Below are 17,593 nucleotides of genomic sequence, written 5' to 3' on the forward strand. Positions count from 1 at the left end.
CTAATAAGTTCCAGAATTGAGGTGAACCTCTTGATCATTTACCAAGCAACCAAAACCGAATTCATCTCCGACGTCACTAACGAACTCCTAGTAGAACGCCTCTACGACTCCTACAAACAGAAAATTGGTCGCACCTCAAAAAGTGAAATCAATTCCTGGGAGCATTCACTTCAGCGGATGTCGAATGTAATGCAGGATAAGGAGATTCCTGATGATACGTCGGTTGCGATTGAGTTTAAGATTCCCAATACGTCGAAGCGGGTGGATTTCCTGGTGGCGGGCCATGATGGTTTTCAGGATCATGTGGTCATTGTGGAATTGAAGCAGTGGTCGGAGGTAGAGAAGGTTACGTCCAAGGATGCACTAGTGTCCACCTTTCTCGGTGGAGGGATGAGGACGGTCACGCACCCTTCATATCAGGCATGGTCCTATGCGGCTTTGATTCATGACTTCAACCAAAATGTCCAGGATCAGCATATCTTGTTGAATCCCTGCGCCTATTTACATAATTACCGAAAGTCAGAGAATGACCCATTGATGGATTCTCACTATGCGGATCATCTGGCTAAGGCTCCTGTTTTTGCGAAAGGAGAGATTCAGAAATTAAGAGATTTTATTAAAAGATACGTCCGTTATGGCGACCGTAATCAATTAATCTATCAAATCGAACACGGCAAAATACGCCCGTCCAAGTCACTGCAGGATTCACTGGCAAGTCTTTTGAGAGGGAATCAGGAGTTCGTGCTGATTGATGAGCAGAAGGTTTTTTATGAAGATGCCTACCATTTAGCTCTTGAGAGTATCAAGAACAACCAGAAAACGGTCATGATTATCGAGGGCGGCCCTGGTACAGGCAAATCGGTGATGGCTGTGAACCTGCTAGTGAATTTAATCAATCAGGAGCTGACGGCTCTTTATGTATCTAAAAATTCGGCTCCGCGTAATGTATATGCTTCCAAGCTGAAAGGGACGATCAAGAAAACGCAGATTGATAACTTGTTTAAGGGGTCTGGAAGCTTCACTGAATCCGAAAAGGATGAATTTGACGTCCTCATTATAGATGAGGCACACCGCCTAAATGAAAAATCGGGTCTCTTCAGCAATTTAGGTGAAAACCAGATTAAAGAAGTGATCCACTCGTCTAAATTCACGATTTTCTTTATTGATGAAAATCAGAAGGTAACGTTAAAAGACATAGGCAGCATCGATTTAATCAGAAAGTATGCTACTGAGGCTGGTGCCGAACTGATACATGGTAAGCTCGTTTCACAATTCCGATGTGACGGCTCCGATGCATATATCGCCTGGCTGGATGATGTGCTTCACATCAGGGAAACCGCCAATGCAAACGACCGCGGATTGGATTATGACTTCAGGGTATTCGATAACCCGAATGATATGCTGAAAGAAATCGAAGAGCTAAATAAGAAAAACAACAAATCACGTATGCTGGCAGGATACTGCTGGGAATGGCCGAAAAAGGGCAGGACAGATACGCTTCACAAGGACATCGTCATACCGGAACACAACTTTCAAATCAGTTGGAATCTTTCGGACAGCATCTGGGCCATCGAGCCGGATTCGGTCACTGAAGCAGGATGCATACACACATCCCAGGGACTTGAATTTGATTACGTCGGCGTCATAATCGGACCAGACCTCGCCTATCAAGACGGCCGAGTAGTCACTGATTACACCAAGCGGGCCAAAACTGATCAATCCCTAAGGGGAATCAAAACAATGGCAAAAGAAAACCCGGAAAAAGCGCAGGCACTCGCCGATCAAATTATCCGCAATACTTACCGCACTCTTATGACAAGAGGCCAGAAGGGATGTTTCATCTTCTGTACAGATCCGGAACTGAATGAGTACTTCAGAGAACGCCTGAATAAATCGGGTGTTTATGAGAACTTATCACCTGGAACATCGATTGCTGCCGAGGAACGAGGTAAGTATTAACCGTGTGATAAGATTACTCTAGATTACAACGGGATCAAGCGGTTGATTGGAGTGCAAGACGAAGACTCCTGCGGGAAGAGTAGCTAATGTGAGACCCCGCAGGAGCGAACGCGACGAGGAGGCTCACGGGCTACCCGCGGAAAGCGAAGTCTTGCACGGAAATCATTAGCGGTATTAATACTGCTCTCTCAAATTAGAAAGGGGATAACTTACATGAGCGAAATCCAACACCTAACAAAAAAACTAAACCAATTCATAGACGAACGAAACTGGGGACCCTCCCAAACCCCTAAAGACCTCGCTATCTCCATTTCCATCGAAGCCGCCGAACTGCTCGAAGACTTCCAATGGATCAGCAGCGAAGAAGCGCTTGAAAAGAACGAAGAAAACATCCGGGAAGAAATCGCGGATGTCCTGATTTATTCTCTAATGCTCTGCTCTAAACTTGATTTGGACGTGAAAGAGATCATCGAAGAGAAAATGGTGAAGAATGCGAGGAAGTATCCTGTGCCGGTTGAAAAGGTGATGGCCGATTAGAGAAATGAAGCTGAATAATTTGTTTGTTACACGAAGGCAAAAATGGACGGTACGACTCATCTCAGGCGGTTCCGCCCTATACGGGGCCGCTATTCGTTATTCTGAGGTAAATATCAATGCCATCCTCCTGACTATCTGCACACTCTTTTTATTCCACAGTTCTTTCCTGAAACCGGAAAAAGCTGAATAGAACGTCAAAGGGCAGTACTGCACCCAGCACCGCCCTTTCAATCAATCCCTGTCCCTTGTCACCTGCGTATCACGGATATTCTTTTGAATCGTGATGGCCGAAAACAGGCTGAGCACAAATGCCATGGCATAAAACCCTTTTTCACTCAGGATGATACTGCCGGCATTATAAAGCCCGATCGCCATCAAGGCAATGGCGACGATGACGGCAAACCAGCTGAGGCCGTAATAGATGCCTGACACCGGTATATCCTCTTCCTTGTCCCTGACCGCTTTTTGCAGGGAAACCGCTGCATACAGTCCGAATACGAGTACAGCGAAGTAATAGCCTTTCTCATTCAGCTCCATTCCCGCATTGAACAGGCCGATCAGATAAGCGGCTACCCCGATCACCAATGCTGCCCAGCTTGCTCCTTTAAAAGCGGAAGTCGGTTCCCCTTCTTTTCTTTCCACTTTGATCTTCGGTTTCTTGTCATCGTTCTTCACTAATGGATTCTCATTGAAATCAGACATTCGCCGCTCCCCTTTACTGTCATAGAATATAAGTGCTGTTATCAGACTCATTATAGCAATATTTTACATATGTTGTTTACTCTTATTGTATTAATTTTAATTTTTTTCCATACGTGGTCGTTCCTGCTTACTATATTCCACTCATTTTCCTTTGATGTTCCTGAGCAAGAGAAATCATCACCCCATAATAGAAGTGACGCATCCCCTGTACCATTCATACATTAAAATAATTATTTTAAATGGGGGCTCCTTATGAACGATATTCACACACTTTGCCAGCAGTTCGGTCAGATTCTTAACAAAAAAACGAAGATGAAGAATGGGGTTTGCTCAGTGAATTTCCACCGCGACCTTCAGGTAACCATTCAGGGCCGGCCCAGCCGCAGTGAGCTTCATTCAAAAGCATCTTTTGAATCCTTGGATCATGGGGGCAATGCCCTTAACCTCGGGGAAACCGTCATCCTTGAGGAAGAAGTGCCTGCTTTCACAAGAAGCCTTACCCAGAACGGCATCATCGTCAGCGCCATCCATAATCATTGGCTGTTCACCAAGCCCGTCATTCTTTATGTTCATTTTCAATCGGTTGAACCGCCGCTGCAGTTTGCCCACAAGGTGGCTCAAGCTTTTAAAGTATTGAAATGAGCTGACTGCTCCCTGCCTTGACCTTCCTGCACATCTGCCCATACCCTGTGCATAAGATAAATGGATATGTTACCGAGAAGGAGGATACCCATGTATTTCAATCAACAATGGACGGCTGAACATCGGCCCGCCGCTGATACCCGGTTGATCAAAGATATCAAGAAAGCAATAAACGCCGAGTACAGCGCAATCGCATGCTACGAGAAGTTAGCCGGGAACGCACCGACACAGCAGGAGAAGGACAGGATCCTTGAGATCCAGAAGGATGAAAAGAGACATTTGAAGGAATTCAGCAACATTTATACCGCCCTGACAGGAAGCAAGCCTTCATACAAAATCACTGAAACCTGCCCTGATAACTACAAAGCAGGAATTGAATTTGCTTTCAATGACGAACAGGGAGCCGTGGACACCTATTTGGATATAGCAGATAAGGCGCAGGATCCCGTCATCAAAGAACGATTCCGGCGTGCTGCATCCGATGAACAGAATCACGCCGTCTGGTTCTTATCATTTATACAAAAGAATGCCAGGAACACAAATAGCCGCAGACAGAACGTTGATTTCGGTGCCAAAGGGGCGTTGAGCGCGGCTTCATTGACCCTGCCGCAGATACTCACCTATGCCCTTCAGGATGAATATCTGGCCCAGGCAAGATATAACAACATCATCGGCACGTTCGGAAACATACGTACATTCGTACAGATTAAAGAAGCGGAACTGAGGCATATCAATGCTCTGCTGCCTTTATTCCAGCGTTACCAGGTACCGGTTCCGGCAGATACATCCCAGTCTTTGGTCACCACTCCCGGGGATATCAAGGGGGCCTACGCTGCAGGGGTGCAGGGGGAAATCGATAATATCGCGATGTATGACCGGTTTCTGTCACTGAACATCCCGAGTGATGTGCGAATGGTCTTCACGCAGGTGCGGAATGCTTCTGTGAACCATCTGGCGGCTTTTGAGAGAGGACTTGCGAGAGGTTGATTTCAACATGCGGGATTTGGTGACGACAGCACAATGACCTCCTCTGTAACAAAAATGTTGCTGACTTTTTACAAGGTCTCAACAGATCAGCTTCTAAACTTCATCTTTCCTCAACATTCACATGTTCTAATAGAGGCAAGACATATTCATTGGAGGTCAACATTATGAAGAAACGCGTCACTCTCGGATTATCTCTTACACTTTTAGCTTCAAGTGCTGCTTCTGCATTTGCAGACGGACCAGCTCAAAATCATGGCCATCATAACCAGAAGCAAATCAAAAGCGTGGAATTCCAATCCATGAAAGCACCATCCACCATTGAGAACATGGTAAAAACATACTCAGAAGCGTCAGTGAAAGTGACGTACAAAGATGGAAGTGTTGAGGAAACGCCTCTTCATTATAATCAGCTGTTCCTATCCAAAGATAAAATTGCAGAGAATAAAGGGGAGCTCATCCCTGCCGGTACACCGATCGATGCAGAAGGGAACCCGATCATCGACCGGAGCATCCCGGATCAGCCTTCCCCTTATATTTCGGATGCCCCTGATTCTAACAGCTTCATCGAGATCAACGGGAAATCCTATATCATCTCTCATTATGAGTATGACTCAGTCGATAATGCAGGAAATGAAGTCTCGGGCCTTCCGGCATCCATGACACTTACACAGGTTGATAAAGACCCCGAAACAGGCGAACTGAGCGTAAACCATGCCAAGAAAATCGATTTCGCAAACGTAAACGGCTTGTGGACTCCATGTAACGGATCCACTACCGAATGGGGCACTCACCTAGGTTCCGAAGAATACGAGCCTGATGCACGCGCATTCGAAGATCCAACTTCCAGTGCCTATAAAGATGTAACGAACTTTGCCAAGCACTACTTTGGCGATGAAACGAAAGCCAACCCTTATTTCTATGGATGGATCCCTGAAATCTCCATCGATAAAAACGGGGAAGCATCAGTCGAAAAGCACTACAGCACGGGACGTTTCTCACATGAAACGATGCAGGTTCTCCCTGATAATAAAACAGCTTTATTCGGGGACGACGGCAAGAATACGATGATGTTCATGTACGTAGCCGACAAAGCGAAGGATTTCTCAGCAGGGACGCTTTATGCCGCAAAATTCAACCAAACAGGTACGGACAATGGCGGTAAAGGCGATCTGCAGTGGATCAAACTCGGACATGCTTCGGATGATGAAGTGAAAGAAATCATCGATAATGGAACGACTTTCAGCGACATCTTTGAAACATCCGACAAGCCTGCAGAAGGATTCACGGCCGTCAAAACAGCGGCTAGCAAGAACGTTGAATATCTGAAAGTAAAACCAGGCATGGAAAAAGCGGCCGCGTTCCTTGAATCCCGCCGCTACGGAGCCATCCTTGGGGCCACTTCCGAATTCAACAAAATGGAAGGCATCGCAGTAAATGAAGAAGACAATAAAGCCTATATCGCCATCTCTTATCAAGAAAAAGCGATGTTAAAAGAGCCTGGCGCGGTACAGGATGACATCCAGCTGCCAGAACTGAAATCAGGCGTAACCTACCAGCTTAATCTAACAGCGCACCAAAAAGATCAAGACAACGGTAAAATCAAAAGCCGCTATGTTCCTGCCAGCATGGAAGGACTGGTCATCGGACAAGACCTTGAAAAAGCGGACGCATACGGAAACACAGCCGATCCTGAAAAGGTCGCAAACCCGGACAACTTAAGCTTCTCAAACGATATGGATACTCTATTCATCGGGGAAGACAGCTCTTTACACACAAACAACTTCGTCTGGGCCTATAATGTCAAAACGAAAAAACTATCACGAATCCTGTCTGTCCCGGTCGGTGCAGAAGCAACGGGACTCCGTGCAGTCGAAAACCTGAAAGACTCCCGCTACGTACTGAGCAACTACCAGCACCCGGGTGAAGACATCAGCGACAAAGAAATCACCGCTGTTGATAAAGAAGAACTAACAAACGAAATGAAGAAAACCATCGGCATTCAGGAAACGGGCGGTGTCGGCTATATATCCGGCCTTTCTTCGAACACACCACCTTATAAGAAACACATAGAAGACAAATAAGTTAGAAAGCACGCCTCAGTAGCAGGCGTGCTTTTTTTATGTAGGGCCGGTTCCCCCGCCTATTATTATGTATAATGATACTATGGAAAAATAAGTTAATCACTCGGAGATATGAAGATGACAAAAAATGATTCTGCTAATTACGTATTGCATGCCAAAAGTGATGAGTTTTATTGGGAAGGGAACGGGCAATTATCCATCAAAACGTTCTCGAACGGCAAAGCCCGTTATAAGACAAAGCGGGGTTTTTATGCCATCGAAGAAGACAGGTACCTCCTGCTGAACGCCGGCCCTTACACCATTTCCATTGACGAGCCAAGAGAGGTCGAGTCATTCTGTATCTTCTTTCAAGACGGATTTGCAGAAGAAGTCTTTCACTCCTTATCAGAAACAAATGACAGGCTTTTGAGCGATCCATTCAAGGATAAGAGTCCCCTCGGCTTTTTTGAAAAAACCTATCCTCAAAATGCGGCTTTAAATGCCGTGCTGCATGATTTTAAACGGACACTGTCAGGCACAGAACGCATGTCCATCGGCTATGAAGAACAATTTCATCAGATCATGCAGGCACTCTTAGAGGATCAGCTGCAGATCTGCCAAGAGGTTGAATTACTTAAAGCAGTGCGTAAATCAACCCGGGAAGAATTGTATAGAAGAGTGAACACAGCCAATGAGTATATACGGGCATATTTTGACCGGCCCGTAAAGCTCGATGATATTGCAGCGGCAGCCTGTCTATCTCCAAACCACTTATTACGCACGTATAAGCAGCTATACAAAAGGACCCCCCATCAGCATATAACCGAATTCAGGATTCAAAAAGCCAGGCAGCTCCTATCGGAAACAGATTACACGATGACAGAGATCACTTTTTTATTGGGTCTTCAAAACCCGGCATCCTTCAGTAAGTTGTTTAAACAATTTGCAGGCATTTCTCCGGCAGACTATCGAAAAAAGGTGAGAATGGATAAGACAAGATAATAGGAATTTTTTATTCTTATAAAGTAAGGACAGTCGAAAGGAGATTGATGTTGTATGGAAACAGCACTGATTGAGAAAGTGGGACAAATCGGAATACCGGTGAAGGATCTGGACAGAGCATTGAGATTTTATAAGGAAACGCTTGGACTCCCCCTCCTGTTTAACACTGACCGCATGGCTTTTCTTGAGTCAGGCAGGCTGCGGCTTATGTTATCCCTTCCCGAAAAAGACGAATTCGCCCATTCCAGCTCGGTTCTTTATTTCCAGGTAAAGAACATAAAAGAAACGTACGAGCGCTTATCGGGGAAGGAAATCCAATTTATCGGCGAACCGCATATGGTCGCAAAAATGGAGCAGACAGAGACGTGGATGGTCTTTTTCAAAGACACAGAAGGAAATACACATGCATTCATGAGTGAGGAGCAAGGATAAGGAACAAAGAGGCTGTTATAGTTTAAGTAAAACCCGGATTAAGAGGCAAATTAGTCCGGGTTTTTCTCTGTTCAAAAGAATATTTAGATTTAACTCTTTCCAGCGGTTGATTGGAGTGCAAGACGAAGACTCCTATCAGAAAAGCGGAAGGGCTTTGCTCAGAGGCGTGTGGCATAAGACGAATCGGCCACGAAGGCGTTCTTTGCCTTCTTGGCCGGTTTGACTTATGACATGTGCCTCTAAGCCCTGCAGCTAGACAAGTGAGACCCTAGTGCGAAGCCGAGGAGGCTCACGGGCTACCCGCGGAAAGCGAAGTCTTGCACGGAAATCTTTAGCGGTATAAAGAACCGTTTAGTTTAGTTTTGTCTCAGTCTCCTTTTGCCATTAATTGGCCCAAGCGCGTACCCTTGCACTTTTCCGTCAATACTATTAAAGTATATACTGGTACAAATCCATCCTGACCGGGATTGGATGCAACTGCATCATCTTACTTTTTAATTTTGGGAACATGGTTTCCCTGAAGGAAAGGGTTTTATATATTATGAAGAATAATTTTTGGCATGAGTTGCCTCGGCCGTTTTTTGTTTTGGCACCGATGGAAGCCGTGACCGATGTCGTGTTCCGCCATGTCGTGAGTGAAGCGGCGAGACCCGACGTGTTTTTTACAGAGTTCACAAATACAGAAAGCTACTGTCATCCGAAAGGAAAAGACAGTGTGCGCGGGCGTCTGACGTTCACGGAAGATGAACAGCCGATCGTCGCCCATATATGGGGGGACAAGCCTGAATACTTCCGCCAAATGAGTATCGGGATGGCTGAGATGGGCTTCAAAGGAATCGATATCAATATGGGCTGCCCTGTGCATAACGTTGCAGCGAACGGAAAAGGCTCCGGCCTGATCAACCGTCCGGAAGTCGCTGCGGAACTGATCCAGGCTGCCAAAGCGGGAGGACTTCCCGTCAGCGTGAAGACGCGCCTCGGTTATACGAAAGTCGAGGAATGGCACGACTGGCTGAAGCACCTGCTGGAGCAGGATATCGTCAACCTGTCCATCCACCTCCGTACAAGAAAAGAAATGAGTGAAGTCGATGCGCACTGGGAACTGATCCCTGAGATCAAGAAACTCCGTGACGAAATCGCGCCTCATACCTTGCTGACAATCAACGGGGACATCGCTGACCGCCAGCAGGGACTGGAACTCGCCGAGAAATACGGCATCGACGGCGTCATGATCGGACGCGGGATCTTCCATAATCCATTCGCATTCGAAAAAGAAAAGAAAGAGCATACGAGCGAGGAGCTCCTCGACCTTCTGCGTTTGCAGCTGGATCTTCATGATCAGTACAACGATGAACTCGAGCCTCGTCCGTTCAAACCGCTCCGCCGCTTCTTCAAGATTTACGTACGCGGATTCCGCGGCGCAAGCGAGCTCAGGAATCGTCTGATGGAGACAGAAACCACGGATCAAGTTCGCGCTCTGCTTGATGAGTATGCAAGTGCAGTGAAGGAAGATGAAGGGTTTTCGGTTTCTAAGTAAAATAAAAAAGGGTCAGTCCCCAGTGAATTTCACTTACTGGGAGGCTGACCCTTTTTTCATATTCAGAGCCTTCGAGTTCCATTTGGAAGGGTATTTCTTTTCAACAAAATCCGAAAGCCAAATGGCAGCGGCAAACACAATCAGATAAACAAGAAAGGAAATAGACAATTTCCAGCCGGTATAGGTGAAAACATGAAATTGCACGGATGTCCATTCTAAAGCGATCGCTGCGACACCCCAAAACAACAAAAAGAATATACGTTTCAACCCTTCAGGCTTATAATGCTGATACGAGTTCACTACAAAATAAGGAAGGGTTGGGTATGTGATAAAGTGCAGTACCACATCAAATAACTCATGGGTTTTATGATCGATCGTAAAGTAAAGTTCATATGGCTTCACCGTAAGAGTAATATCAGCGAGCAGCGCAAGAAACACATTAAACGTCCAAATGATCGTGACCGTAACAGCCGACAGGCGTTTTGGCAGCATAAACAAAAGCGCCCAGGTAATGATGGTGGAAATGATAATAAACAGTTCATTTTCATCAAATTCCCGGGGGAGAGGGAAAATCATATCGTATTCACCTCTTTGTTTCTATCCATACCCTTTTCTAAATAAAATGCGTAAACAGCCATTAGAAGAAGAATAAAGATGTATCGCAAATAGGAATAAAACACATTCCAGTTTACCCATTCCAAATAGTGAATGGATACGAAATAGACTTCAATTGAAACGAGTGCTGTTAAGAGGATGAACACAGAGACCAGTTTTTCTAAAACCGTCCTTCCTGAGAACAAAATATAGATGATCCATAAAAGTAAAGCCGGCTTAAGGGACAACTCAGGGATCTTCTGCGTCCAAAAAATCAATTCACTGTAGGGATCCTGCCATGTTAACTTTAAATTTAAGTTTATGATCACACCTGTATTCGTAAGAAGGATATTGGATAACAAATAACCTCCTATGACATGAATGACATTCATTTTCTTCGTCAATACATAGAGCGAAAGAAAAGATAGTAGTGCTAAAATCAGGAAAAGCCAAACCGAAATCATTACAGTCACCAACTTTGTTTATATGTAAATATGTTTTACTTAAAATGGTGAAATTACACGGTATGTTAAGAAAATAACCGTACCGCGGCAGAGGGGGGCAGTTCCCACTCTACTTTCCGACGATTGCATAGAAGGATAACGTCTGAATGAAAAAAAGAGTCAGACTCCAATGGTATATAGTTACCTGGACTGGCTCTTTTTTTCTTTTTATTCTTTATCAATCGGCGTTTGAATGTAATCGTTATATGTATCAACGTACAAATTACCATTGGCGGCCATGACGGCATAAACAACATCATGATGTGTTAAATTCCGTTTTCTCAATTCTGATTCCAGCCATGAAAACGATAAATTATTCTGCTCTAAATTATTGTTGATTATTTCACCATCCATTATAAGCTCTATAGGCAATTTCTGCTCACCGTTTACGGCAATCATCAAGTCCTGCCTGGTTACATTTCTAAATTGGGGCTTCTTTAATACCGTCAAAGTCCCATTCGTCTCTACGATTGCGAAGAGGACTTCCTCGATGTTAAAAACATCCCTTTCCCTGAGCTGCTGATTCAAATAATCCAGCGTATAGCGCATCTTTTTCATATTCCCTTCCAATACTTTGCCGTTTTGCATCACAATGGTGGGATCACCTGCCAGAAACTTTCTTCCTTTTCTATTTTTCAATGAAATAATCGCGATCAAAAAAATAATCGCTACATACATCACAAATGCTATGATCGTATGATGAATTTTAATCGTTGTATTGAAGGCCAAATTCGCTGAAATGGCCCCCAATGAAATTGATGCCACAAAATCAAACATCGTCATTTGCGAAATCGTTTGCTTCCCTAACATTCTGGTTCCAATTAATAAAAGACTGAAGGAAATAATGGACCTAATGATGACTTCGAAATGTTCAGGCATTCTCTCACCCCGTTCAAACCAGTTCTTAGTCCCATCTTGGCCTTTTTAGCTGCTAATTATAATTAGAATTTTTTGTACTGTGACAGGTCTGGAACGATTCAAAAGAAAGGTTTCTTTATAAAGAAATAGAAAAATCCAGGTAATAGGCGGGGGTCCAGAAATCCAGGCATGCTAGGGAAGCTTGCCGCCATGCTTTCCCCCATGGAGCACTCCAATACTTGGACATCTCATGAACTCATTGAGACAACCATTTATTTATTCTTTATCGCTTCTGCAAGCTCATACAAAGCCCGCTGATCTCTTATAGAATAGTTCCTGCCTTCTTTTTGCAAATATCCCTTCTCACAAAACTGCGTCAGGACATGCAGCAGGTGGCGGTAAGAGACGCCTAGATAATCACAGACGATGACGTGCTTCTCCAGGTAAACTCCTTTATCGGACGTCTGTAAAATAAAGTCTGCCAGCCTGTTCTCAAGCGGAAAAGCAAGGCTCTGTGAATACTTTGCTGCCATCAAGGTTGCCTTCAGACTCAGGAATGTTGTCAGTTCCCGAAGGAATTTTGTATCTTCAAGCAATTTGGTGCGGTACCTGGAAAAAGGCAAAGCAAAACAGACGGTTTTCGTGGATGCCTGAATTCCTTTTGTATAGTACACATCGTTCAGTAATTCCATCTCACCGATATAATCATGCGCATTGATAAAGTTGATAAGTGACACTTTACCATTTTGATGCGTGACGTATATTTTTGCTTTTCCTTCTGTCACATAAAATAAGTAATCGGGTCTATTCCCTTCTTGGATGATCCATTCATCCCGCTTATATTCCCTTACCTCAAGAAATTCTTCAATCTGAAAAGAAAATCGATGAGCGATTGAGTGATTTTCTAAATAAATCCGCTTTTTCTCACCTCTATATATTTCCATCTTCCACCTCGAAAATATGAGATATCTCATATTAATCTTCCTTGATCCCATGATATCATGCGTTTGATAAGGAGGATACACAATGAATACACAACGTTGGATGAGCACTCATTTTTTTAGTTTCTTTCTGACATGGGGAATCTTTCTGCCTTATTGGTCAGGATGGATGATACAAACCAAAGGCATTTCAGTTTCAGAAGCCAGTTTAATCATGAGCATAGGCTTGGTGGCAAGGGGTCTTTCAACACTGTTTGCCTTTCCTTATTTACTGGAAAGGGTCAGTAATAAGGCTCTGTTAAACATAGCTGGAATTGGTACACTGGCCGCGCTTCTCAGCTATATCCCGGCTGACTCGTTCACTGCCTTACTGATCGTAACCGTCATCCTGCACATCTTTTACCCTACCTTGATGCCGGCTTTAGACAGCGTTGCCGGCGTCCTTGTGCAAAGCAAGCAATTGAAGCACTATGGAAAAAGCCGACAGTGGGGATCGATCGGATTTGTATCGGTAGGAATCCTGTTAACGGTCTTTACAGGGATGTTCGGGGATGACATGATTTTTTGGGCACTGCTGCTTGGAATCAGCTGCTTTGTCGCTCTCAGCTTAACGAACGGCCCTGAGATTTTATCGAAGAAACCGCAGATAAGTCAGTCCGTGAAGGTCAATATTCTTGATTTATTCAAGACGAAACATTTCCTGGTCGTCCTGATTATTGTGGTGCTTCTTCAAGCAGCCCACGCTGCCTATTACAACTATGGCTACATCTTTTTACAGGAGATACACGCACCGATCTATCTCATCGGTGTCATCATTAACATTGCCGTCATTGCAGAAATTATCTTTTTTTCGATGGCTGATAAACGCTTTAACCGCTTTTCACCAGGGACCTTATTGGCGCTGGCTGCAGCCGGTTCTTCACTGCGGTGGGTCTTGGTGTTTGCGTTCCCAAATGTGGTGGTGTTCTGCATTGCTCAAACCCTGCATGCCTTTTCGTTTGCGATGGGGCACTATGCTTTCATGAAATACTTAACCACAAACATTCCGCATACACACATCCCGAAAGCTCAGGGCATGTATTCAGCCTTTGCACTCAGTTGGAGCACGGCGGTGTTTACGAGATTCGGAGGGTTCTTATATGAAATCGAGCCAAGATTTGCCTTCATCGGAATGCTTGCCTGCAGCTTGCCGGCGATGTTCATTGCGCTTGGGTATCGGAAGCTGGAAGTGGAGAAGGATGTGCTGGTGTCTGCTGAAGTGCGTTAATAGAAAGAAAAAAGAAGTTTATCTGCATATGGATAAACTTCTTTTTTCTTTGCCGGGGAGACTCGCTGCATTGACACTAGCGATCTCTATTCACTTTGAACAACTACCATGTTAACTTAGAATTCTTTATTTCTTCGTCCCACATACTCTCTAATTCTTTTATTACTTTTAATGGTAAGCTTCCTTCCGAGGAAGAGATATTCTGATTTAATTGCTGAATATTTCTTGCTCCGGGGATCACGGTAGACACCGCATCGTGTGAAAGGATATATTGCAAGGCTGCTTGTACCATGGAAGTGTCATCTCTCAGGATATGACGGACTTTCTCTACCAGCTTCCCTCTTCTCTGGATTTCTTTTTCACTCCATCTGCTCCTGATTCCACTGAATGTACTTGTGGCATCATACTTTCCGGTAAGCCAGCCCGAATCGAGCGGAACCTTGACGATAACACCGATACCCTGTTTGTGAGCTGATTTCATGGCAGCGGATGGTTCCTGATGGAAAAGGTTGAACATAACCTCAATAATCTGACTGTCTGTCTTACTGATTAATTCATCCATCTCTTTTCCAGTATCCACCGAAGCTCCATAAGCTCTGATTTTTCCCTGTTCTTTCAATATCTCCAGTACTTCAAATTGCGGGGAGTCTCCATTAAGGGTTGAGAAAGGAGGATTATGGAGCAGAAGACTATCAAGATATTCAGTTTGTAATCTTCGTAAACTGTCTTCCACTGACAAAATCAATTTCTCAGGCTCGAAGCTTTGTTCATCATTGGATTGATGTCCACATTTACTGCTGATGACCACTCGATCTCTTTTTCCCTTGAAGGCTTTTCCAAGGAGTTCTTCACTTTTACCCGATCCATAATTAGGTGCAGTATCAAAGAAATTGCATCCCATATCCATCGCTTGATGTACTAAATAGATGGCTTCCTCATCGGTCATGCTTCCCCAATCCCTCTGATTGCCTAATTGCCATGCCCCAAACCCCACTTCTGACACGCTGATTCCTGTATTCCCAAGGTTACGGGTTTTCATTATCTACCCACCACATTTCTCATCATTTTTCACTTCCCGACAATCTCATCCATCACGCGATTGGTTCTCGCACCCGATTCTCCTGTGCTTGGACACCAATGGCCACCGTCGGTTAACTCTTTGACAATCGTCGTTACAAGCGGCTGGTGGACATGCTCCGGTCGTTCGAAGCTCCAATGCTGCTGCCCTTCACTGGTCGTCAGTACGACAGGATCATCCCCAAAGGTAGAAAAGCTAATCTTTCCTTCACTTCCGACAATCTCATTCATATCTACATTTTCAAAAGCCGTGAAACACCATTTTCCAATTCCATGAACTCCTGAAGCAAACTGATATGTACCCGTCACAATATCCTCAGCCTCATAATAGCCTGCTTGATTCGAAGAGAAGCCTTTTGCTTCCTGGATCGGTCCGAGCAGGAAGTCGAGAATATCGAGGGTATGGCTTGCCAGATCAAAGAACAGGCCGCCTCCGGCTAGTTCAGGCTTCACCCGCCATGGAAGGTTGTCCGAATCCTTCACGTCGTCCCCCGCTTTTTGATACTGGGTAGTAGAGACAAAACGAACGTCCCCAATCGCCTTTTGATCCAGCAATTCTTTTATTTTCAAAAAGCGCTCCTGCGCCCGGCGGTAGTAAGCCACATATAGAGGAACCCCGGCTTCTTTGCAGGCAGCCACCATTTCATTGCATTCCTCTGCGTTACGGGCCATCGGCTTCTCCACATAAACAGGTTTCCCCGCAGCGGCTGCCTTCAGCGTATATTCCTTATGAGAACCAGGCGGTGTCGCGATATAAACCGCATCCACCTCAGGGTCGTTAATCAATGCTTCCGCGTCATCGTACCACTTAGGGACCTGATGTCTTTCCGCATAATCCCTGGCCAGCTCACCCGTTCTCCTCATGACTGCAACAAGTTCCGAGTTTTCAACCTTTTGAAAAGCAGGGCCGCTTTTCTTTTCCGTCACATCTCCGCAGCCGATGATTCCCCACCGGACCTTATCAAATTTCATGGTTACGTTCCCCCTATTGGTTTCGTTAGTAACCATCATACCTGATTTTTCTGAACAATGACTATGATTGATGCATCAGCGTTTGATGTTTTTCCTTTTTTCTCCTCATTCCGTATAGGGTAAATAAAAGAATGAACCATATAGGTGTCAGCAATAAGGCTGGACGAGTTGCCTCAGAAACCATCATGATCACCAGGATCACGGCGAACATGGTCAGCACAGCGTAATTGATAAATGGCGTGAATGGTGCTTTGAATGTTGATTTCAAGTGTAAATCGCGACGTGTTTTCTTATACTTCAGATGACAGATCAGAATTACGCCCCACACCCAGATGAAGCAAATGGCACTTATCGTTGTCACGATCCCGAAGGCCTGCTCCGGCAGCAGTTTACTTAAAAGTGCTCCCGCGGAAATAACCAGTGTGGAGATGAACAGCCCATTGCTTGGCACATGGTTTTTATTCAGTCTGGCAAAAATAGACGGCCCCTGTTTCGTGTTGCTTAAATTATATAGAATCCTGCTTGTAGAGAACATTCCGCTGTTGCAGGCAGAAGCCGCTGACGTCAGCACCACGAAATTGATGATTCCTGCCGCCAGGGGAATCCCGATTAAGCTGAATGTTTTCACAAACGGACTTTCCGCTGCATTGAGGCCTGTCCACGGATTGATGCACAAGAGCACGATCAGCGCGCCAACGTAGAAAAATAATATCCTTAGAGGAATCTTGTTGATGGCCGATGGAATATTCTTTTTCGGATCAGACGTTTCCGCTGCTGATACGGCCACTAATTCCACGCCGACATACGCAAAGATGACCATCTGGAATGACAGCAGGAAGCCTGATACTCCGTTTGGAAATAATCCTCCATGCTCCCACAGATTGGTCATCGAAACAGTACCTGCATCCGTCTTGAATCCAATCACCAGCAGCACAACGCCGGCAACGATCAATGCAAGAATCGTCATGACCTTGATTAACGCAAACCAAAATTCCATTTCCCCGAATAGCTTTACAGTCATCAGGTTGAACCCTAATAAAATAATCACGCAGATGAGTGCGGGAATCCACTGCGGGATATCGAACCAATAATTCACGTACACCCCCACAGCGATCACATCCGCCATCGCCGTCATGATCCAGCAGAACCAATAGGTCCATCCCGTCACAAATGCAGCAGAAGCTCCAAGATACTCTTCCGCAATATCCGTCAACGATTGATAACCCGCTTTTGACAACAACAATTCCCCAAGCGCCCTCATCACAAAAAACAGGGCGATACCTACGATTAAATAAGCAAAGATGATCGAGGGACCCGCAAGCTGTATCGCTTTCCCGGAACCTAAAAATAACCCCGTCCCGATCGTTCCGCCAATCGCAATCAGCTGAACATGGCGATTTGATAAATCTCTCTTTAATTCTCGTTGTTCCAACCTTAACTCCTCCTTACAAACATTCAGAAAGCAATATTTAGAGCATAAAAAAAGAGACTGGATGCGCTCCAATCTCATGGTCATAAGAATA

17 protein-coding genes are annotated in these 17,593 nt (G+C 44.9%); 9 read left to right on the forward strand and 8 right to left on the reverse strand.

What is annotated here, in order from left to right; genetic code table 11:
• Nucleotides 1-30: 30 nt before the first annotated feature.
• The gene (locus tag AS034_RS18955) at nucleotides 31-1,959 is read left to right on the forward strand and encodes a DUF2075 domain-containing protein (RefSeq protein ID WP_058299762.1); all 1,929 of its coding nucleotides are present in this window, start codon (nucleotides 31-33) and stop codon (nucleotides 1,957-1,959) included.
• 213 nt (nucleotides 1,960-2,172) lie between these two features.
• Entirely contained in the window at nucleotides 2,173-2,496 is a 324-nt protein-coding gene (locus AS034_RS18960) for a nucleotide pyrophosphohydrolase (RefSeq protein WP_058299763.1), read from the forward strand.
• Nucleotides 2,497-2,727: 231 nt separating this feature from the next.
• Here AS034_RS18960 and yiaA read toward each other — a convergent pair whose 3' ends face one another.
• Nucleotides 2,728-3,198, reverse strand: a complete 471-nt coding sequence (gene yiaA / locus AS034_RS18970) for an inner membrane protein YiaA (RefSeq protein WP_058299765.1) — start codon at nucleotides 3,196-3,198, stop codon at nucleotides 2,728-2,730.
• A gap of 252 nt (nucleotides 3,199-3,450) precedes the next feature.
• On the opposite strand from yiaA, the gene AS034_RS18975 reads away from it, so the two are divergent.
• From AS034_RS18975 to AS034_RS19000, 6 genes are all read left to right on the forward strand, one after another.
• On the forward strand, nucleotides 3,451-3,840 hold the full coding sequence (locus AS034_RS18975) for a DUF1259 domain-containing protein (RefSeq protein WP_058299766.1): 390 nt from the start codon (nucleotides 3,451-3,453) through the stop codon (nucleotides 3,838-3,840).
• Nucleotides 3,841-3,930: 90 nt separating this feature from the next.
• Complete coding sequence (locus AS034_RS18980; protein ID WP_058299767.1) at nucleotides 3,931-4,827, forward strand: ferritin family protein; 897 nt, start codon at nucleotides 3,931-3,933, stop codon at nucleotides 4,825-4,827.
• Nucleotides 4,828-4,991: 164 nt separating this feature from the next.
• Entirely contained in the window at nucleotides 4,992-6,908 is a 1,917-nt protein-coding gene (locus AS034_RS18985; protein WP_058299768.1) for a PhoX family protein, read from the forward strand.
• 117 nt (nucleotides 6,909-7,025) lie between these two features.
• Nucleotides 7,026-7,889 (forward strand): AraC family transcriptional regulator, encoded by an 864-nt coding sequence (locus AS034_RS18990; RefSeq protein ID WP_058299769.1) that lies wholly within the window; start codon nucleotides 7,026-7,028, stop codon nucleotides 7,887-7,889.
• 54 nt (nucleotides 7,890-7,943) lie between these two features.
• Nucleotides 7,944-8,321 carry a VOC family protein gene (locus tag AS034_RS18995; protein WP_058299770.1) on the forward strand — a complete coding sequence of 126 codons (378 nt, stop codon included), beginning with the start codon at nucleotides 7,944-7,946 and terminating at the stop codon, nucleotides 8,319-8,321.
• Nucleotides 8,322-8,862: 541 nt separating this feature from the next.
• Nucleotides 8,863-9,858: a tRNA dihydrouridine synthase gene (locus tag AS034_RS19000; RefSeq protein WP_032087091.1), complete on the forward strand. Its 996-nt coding sequence runs from the start codon at nucleotides 8,863-8,865 to the stop codon at nucleotides 9,856-9,858.
• A gap of 33 nt (nucleotides 9,859-9,891) precedes the next feature.
• On the opposite strand, the gene AS034_RS19005 is transcribed toward AS034_RS19000, so the two are convergent.
• The 4 genes from AS034_RS19005 to yeiL all read right to left on the reverse strand — a co-directional run bounded on the left by AS034_RS19005 (nucleotide 9,892) and on the right by yeiL (nucleotide 12,757).
• Complete coding sequence (locus AS034_RS19005) at nucleotides 9,892-10,434, reverse strand: hypothetical protein (protein ID WP_058299771.1); 543 nt, start codon at nucleotides 10,432-10,434, stop codon at nucleotides 9,892-9,894.
• The gene (locus AS034_RS19010) at nucleotides 10,431-10,916 is read right to left on the reverse strand and encodes a hypothetical protein (RefSeq protein WP_058299772.1); all 486 of its coding nucleotides are present in this window, start codon (nucleotides 10,914-10,916) and stop codon (nucleotides 10,431-10,433) included. Before AS034_RS19010 ends, AS034_RS19005 begins: the two co-directional genes overlap by 4 nt.
• A gap of 207 nt (nucleotides 10,917-11,123) precedes the next feature.
• Nucleotides 11,124-11,834, reverse strand: a complete 711-nt coding sequence (locus AS034_RS19015; RefSeq protein WP_058299773.1) for a DUF421 domain-containing protein — start codon at nucleotides 11,832-11,834, stop codon at nucleotides 11,124-11,126.
• Nucleotides 11,835-12,085: 251 nt separating this feature from the next.
• Nucleotides 12,086-12,757, reverse strand: a complete 672-nt coding sequence (gene yeiL / locus AS034_RS19020; protein WP_058299814.1) for a transcriptional regulator YeiL — start codon at nucleotides 12,755-12,757, stop codon at nucleotides 12,086-12,088.
• Nucleotides 12,758-12,839: 82 nt separating this feature from the next.
• On the opposite strand from yeiL, the gene AS034_RS19025 reads away from it, so the two are divergent.
• Entirely contained in the window at nucleotides 12,840-14,021 is a 1,182-nt protein-coding gene (locus AS034_RS19025) for an MFS transporter (protein WP_058299774.1), read from the forward strand.
• A gap of 103 nt (nucleotides 14,022-14,124) precedes the next feature.
• Here AS034_RS19025 and AS034_RS19030 read toward each other — a convergent pair whose 3' ends face one another.
• The 3 genes from AS034_RS19030 to AS034_RS19040 all read right to left on the reverse strand — a co-directional run bounded on the left by AS034_RS19030 (nucleotide 14,125) and on the right by AS034_RS19040 (nucleotide 17,502).
• Nucleotides 14,125-15,060, reverse strand: a complete 936-nt coding sequence (locus AS034_RS19030; RefSeq protein ID WP_058299775.1) for an aldo/keto reductase — start codon at nucleotides 15,058-15,060, stop codon at nucleotides 14,125-14,127.
• Nucleotides 15,061-15,089: 29 nt separating this feature from the next.
• The gene (locus AS034_RS19035; protein ID WP_032087095.1) at nucleotides 15,090-16,070 is read right to left on the reverse strand and encodes a Gfo/Idh/MocA family protein; all 981 of its coding nucleotides are present in this window, start codon (nucleotides 16,068-16,070) and stop codon (nucleotides 15,090-15,092) included.
• A 61-nt stretch (nucleotides 16,071-16,131) separates the two neighbouring features.
• Nucleotides 16,132-17,502 (reverse strand): amino acid permease, encoded by a 1,371-nt coding sequence (locus AS034_RS19040; RefSeq protein WP_058299776.1) that lies wholly within the window; start codon nucleotides 17,500-17,502, stop codon nucleotides 16,132-16,134.
• Nucleotides 17,503-17,593: the final 91 nt, after the last annotated feature.

The sequence above is a fragment of the [Bacillus] enclensis genome, assembly GCF_001456935.1.
Lineage (GTDB): Bacteria > Bacillota > Bacilli > Bacillales > Bacillaceae_B > Rossellomorea > Rossellomorea enclensis.

Coding starts and splice junctions, on each gene's coding strand:
- AS034_RS18960 (WP_058299763.1), top strand. CDS start 2,173: ATGAGCGAAATCCAACACCTAACAAAAAAACTAAACCAATTCATAGAC.
- yiaA (WP_058299765.1), bottom strand. CDS start 3,198: ATGTCTGATTTCAATGAGAATCCATTAGTGAAGAACGATGACAAGAAA.
- AS034_RS18975 (WP_058299766.1), top strand. CDS start 3,451: ATGAACGATATTCACACACTTTGCCAGCAGTTCGGTCAGATTCTTAAC.
- AS034_RS18980 (WP_058299767.1), top strand. CDS start 3,931: ATGTATTTCAATCAACAATGGACGGCTGAACATCGGCCCGCCGCTGAT.
- AS034_RS18985 (WP_058299768.1), top strand. CDS start 4,992: ATGAAGAAACGCGTCACTCTCGGATTATCTCTTACACTTTTAGCTTCA.
- AS034_RS18990 (WP_058299769.1), top strand. CDS start 7,026: ATGACAAAAAATGATTCTGCTAATTACGTATTGCATGCCAAAAGTGAT.
- AS034_RS18995 (WP_058299770.1), top strand. CDS start 7,944: ATGGAAACAGCACTGATTGAGAAAGTGGGACAAATCGGAATACCGGTG.
- AS034_RS19000 (WP_032087091.1), top strand. CDS start 8,863: ATGAAGAATAATTTTTGGCATGAGTTGCCTCGGCCGTTTTTTGTTTTG.
- AS034_RS19005 (WP_058299771.1), bottom strand. CDS start 10,434: ATGATTTTCCCTCTCCCCCGGGAATTTGATGAAAATGAACTGTTTATT.
- AS034_RS19010 (WP_058299772.1), bottom strand. CDS start 10,916: ATGATTTCGGTTTGGCTTTTCCTGATTTTAGCACTACTATCTTTTCTT.
- AS034_RS19015 (WP_058299773.1), bottom strand. CDS start 11,834: ATGCCTGAACATTTCGAAGTCATCATTAGGTCCATTATTTCCTTCAGT.
- yeiL (WP_058299814.1), bottom strand. CDS start 12,757: ATGGAAATATATAGAGGTGAGAAAAAGCGGATTTATTTAGAAAATCAC.
- AS034_RS19025 (WP_058299774.1), top strand. CDS start 12,840: ATGAATACACAACGTTGGATGAGCACTCATTTTTTTAGTTTCTTTCTG.
- AS034_RS19030 (WP_058299775.1), bottom strand. CDS start 15,060: ATGAAAACCCGTAACCTTGGGAATACAGGAATCAGCGTGTCAGAAGTG.
- AS034_RS19035 (WP_032087095.1), bottom strand. CDS start 16,070: ATGAAATTTGATAAGGTCCGGTGGGGAATCATCGGCTGCGGAGATGTG.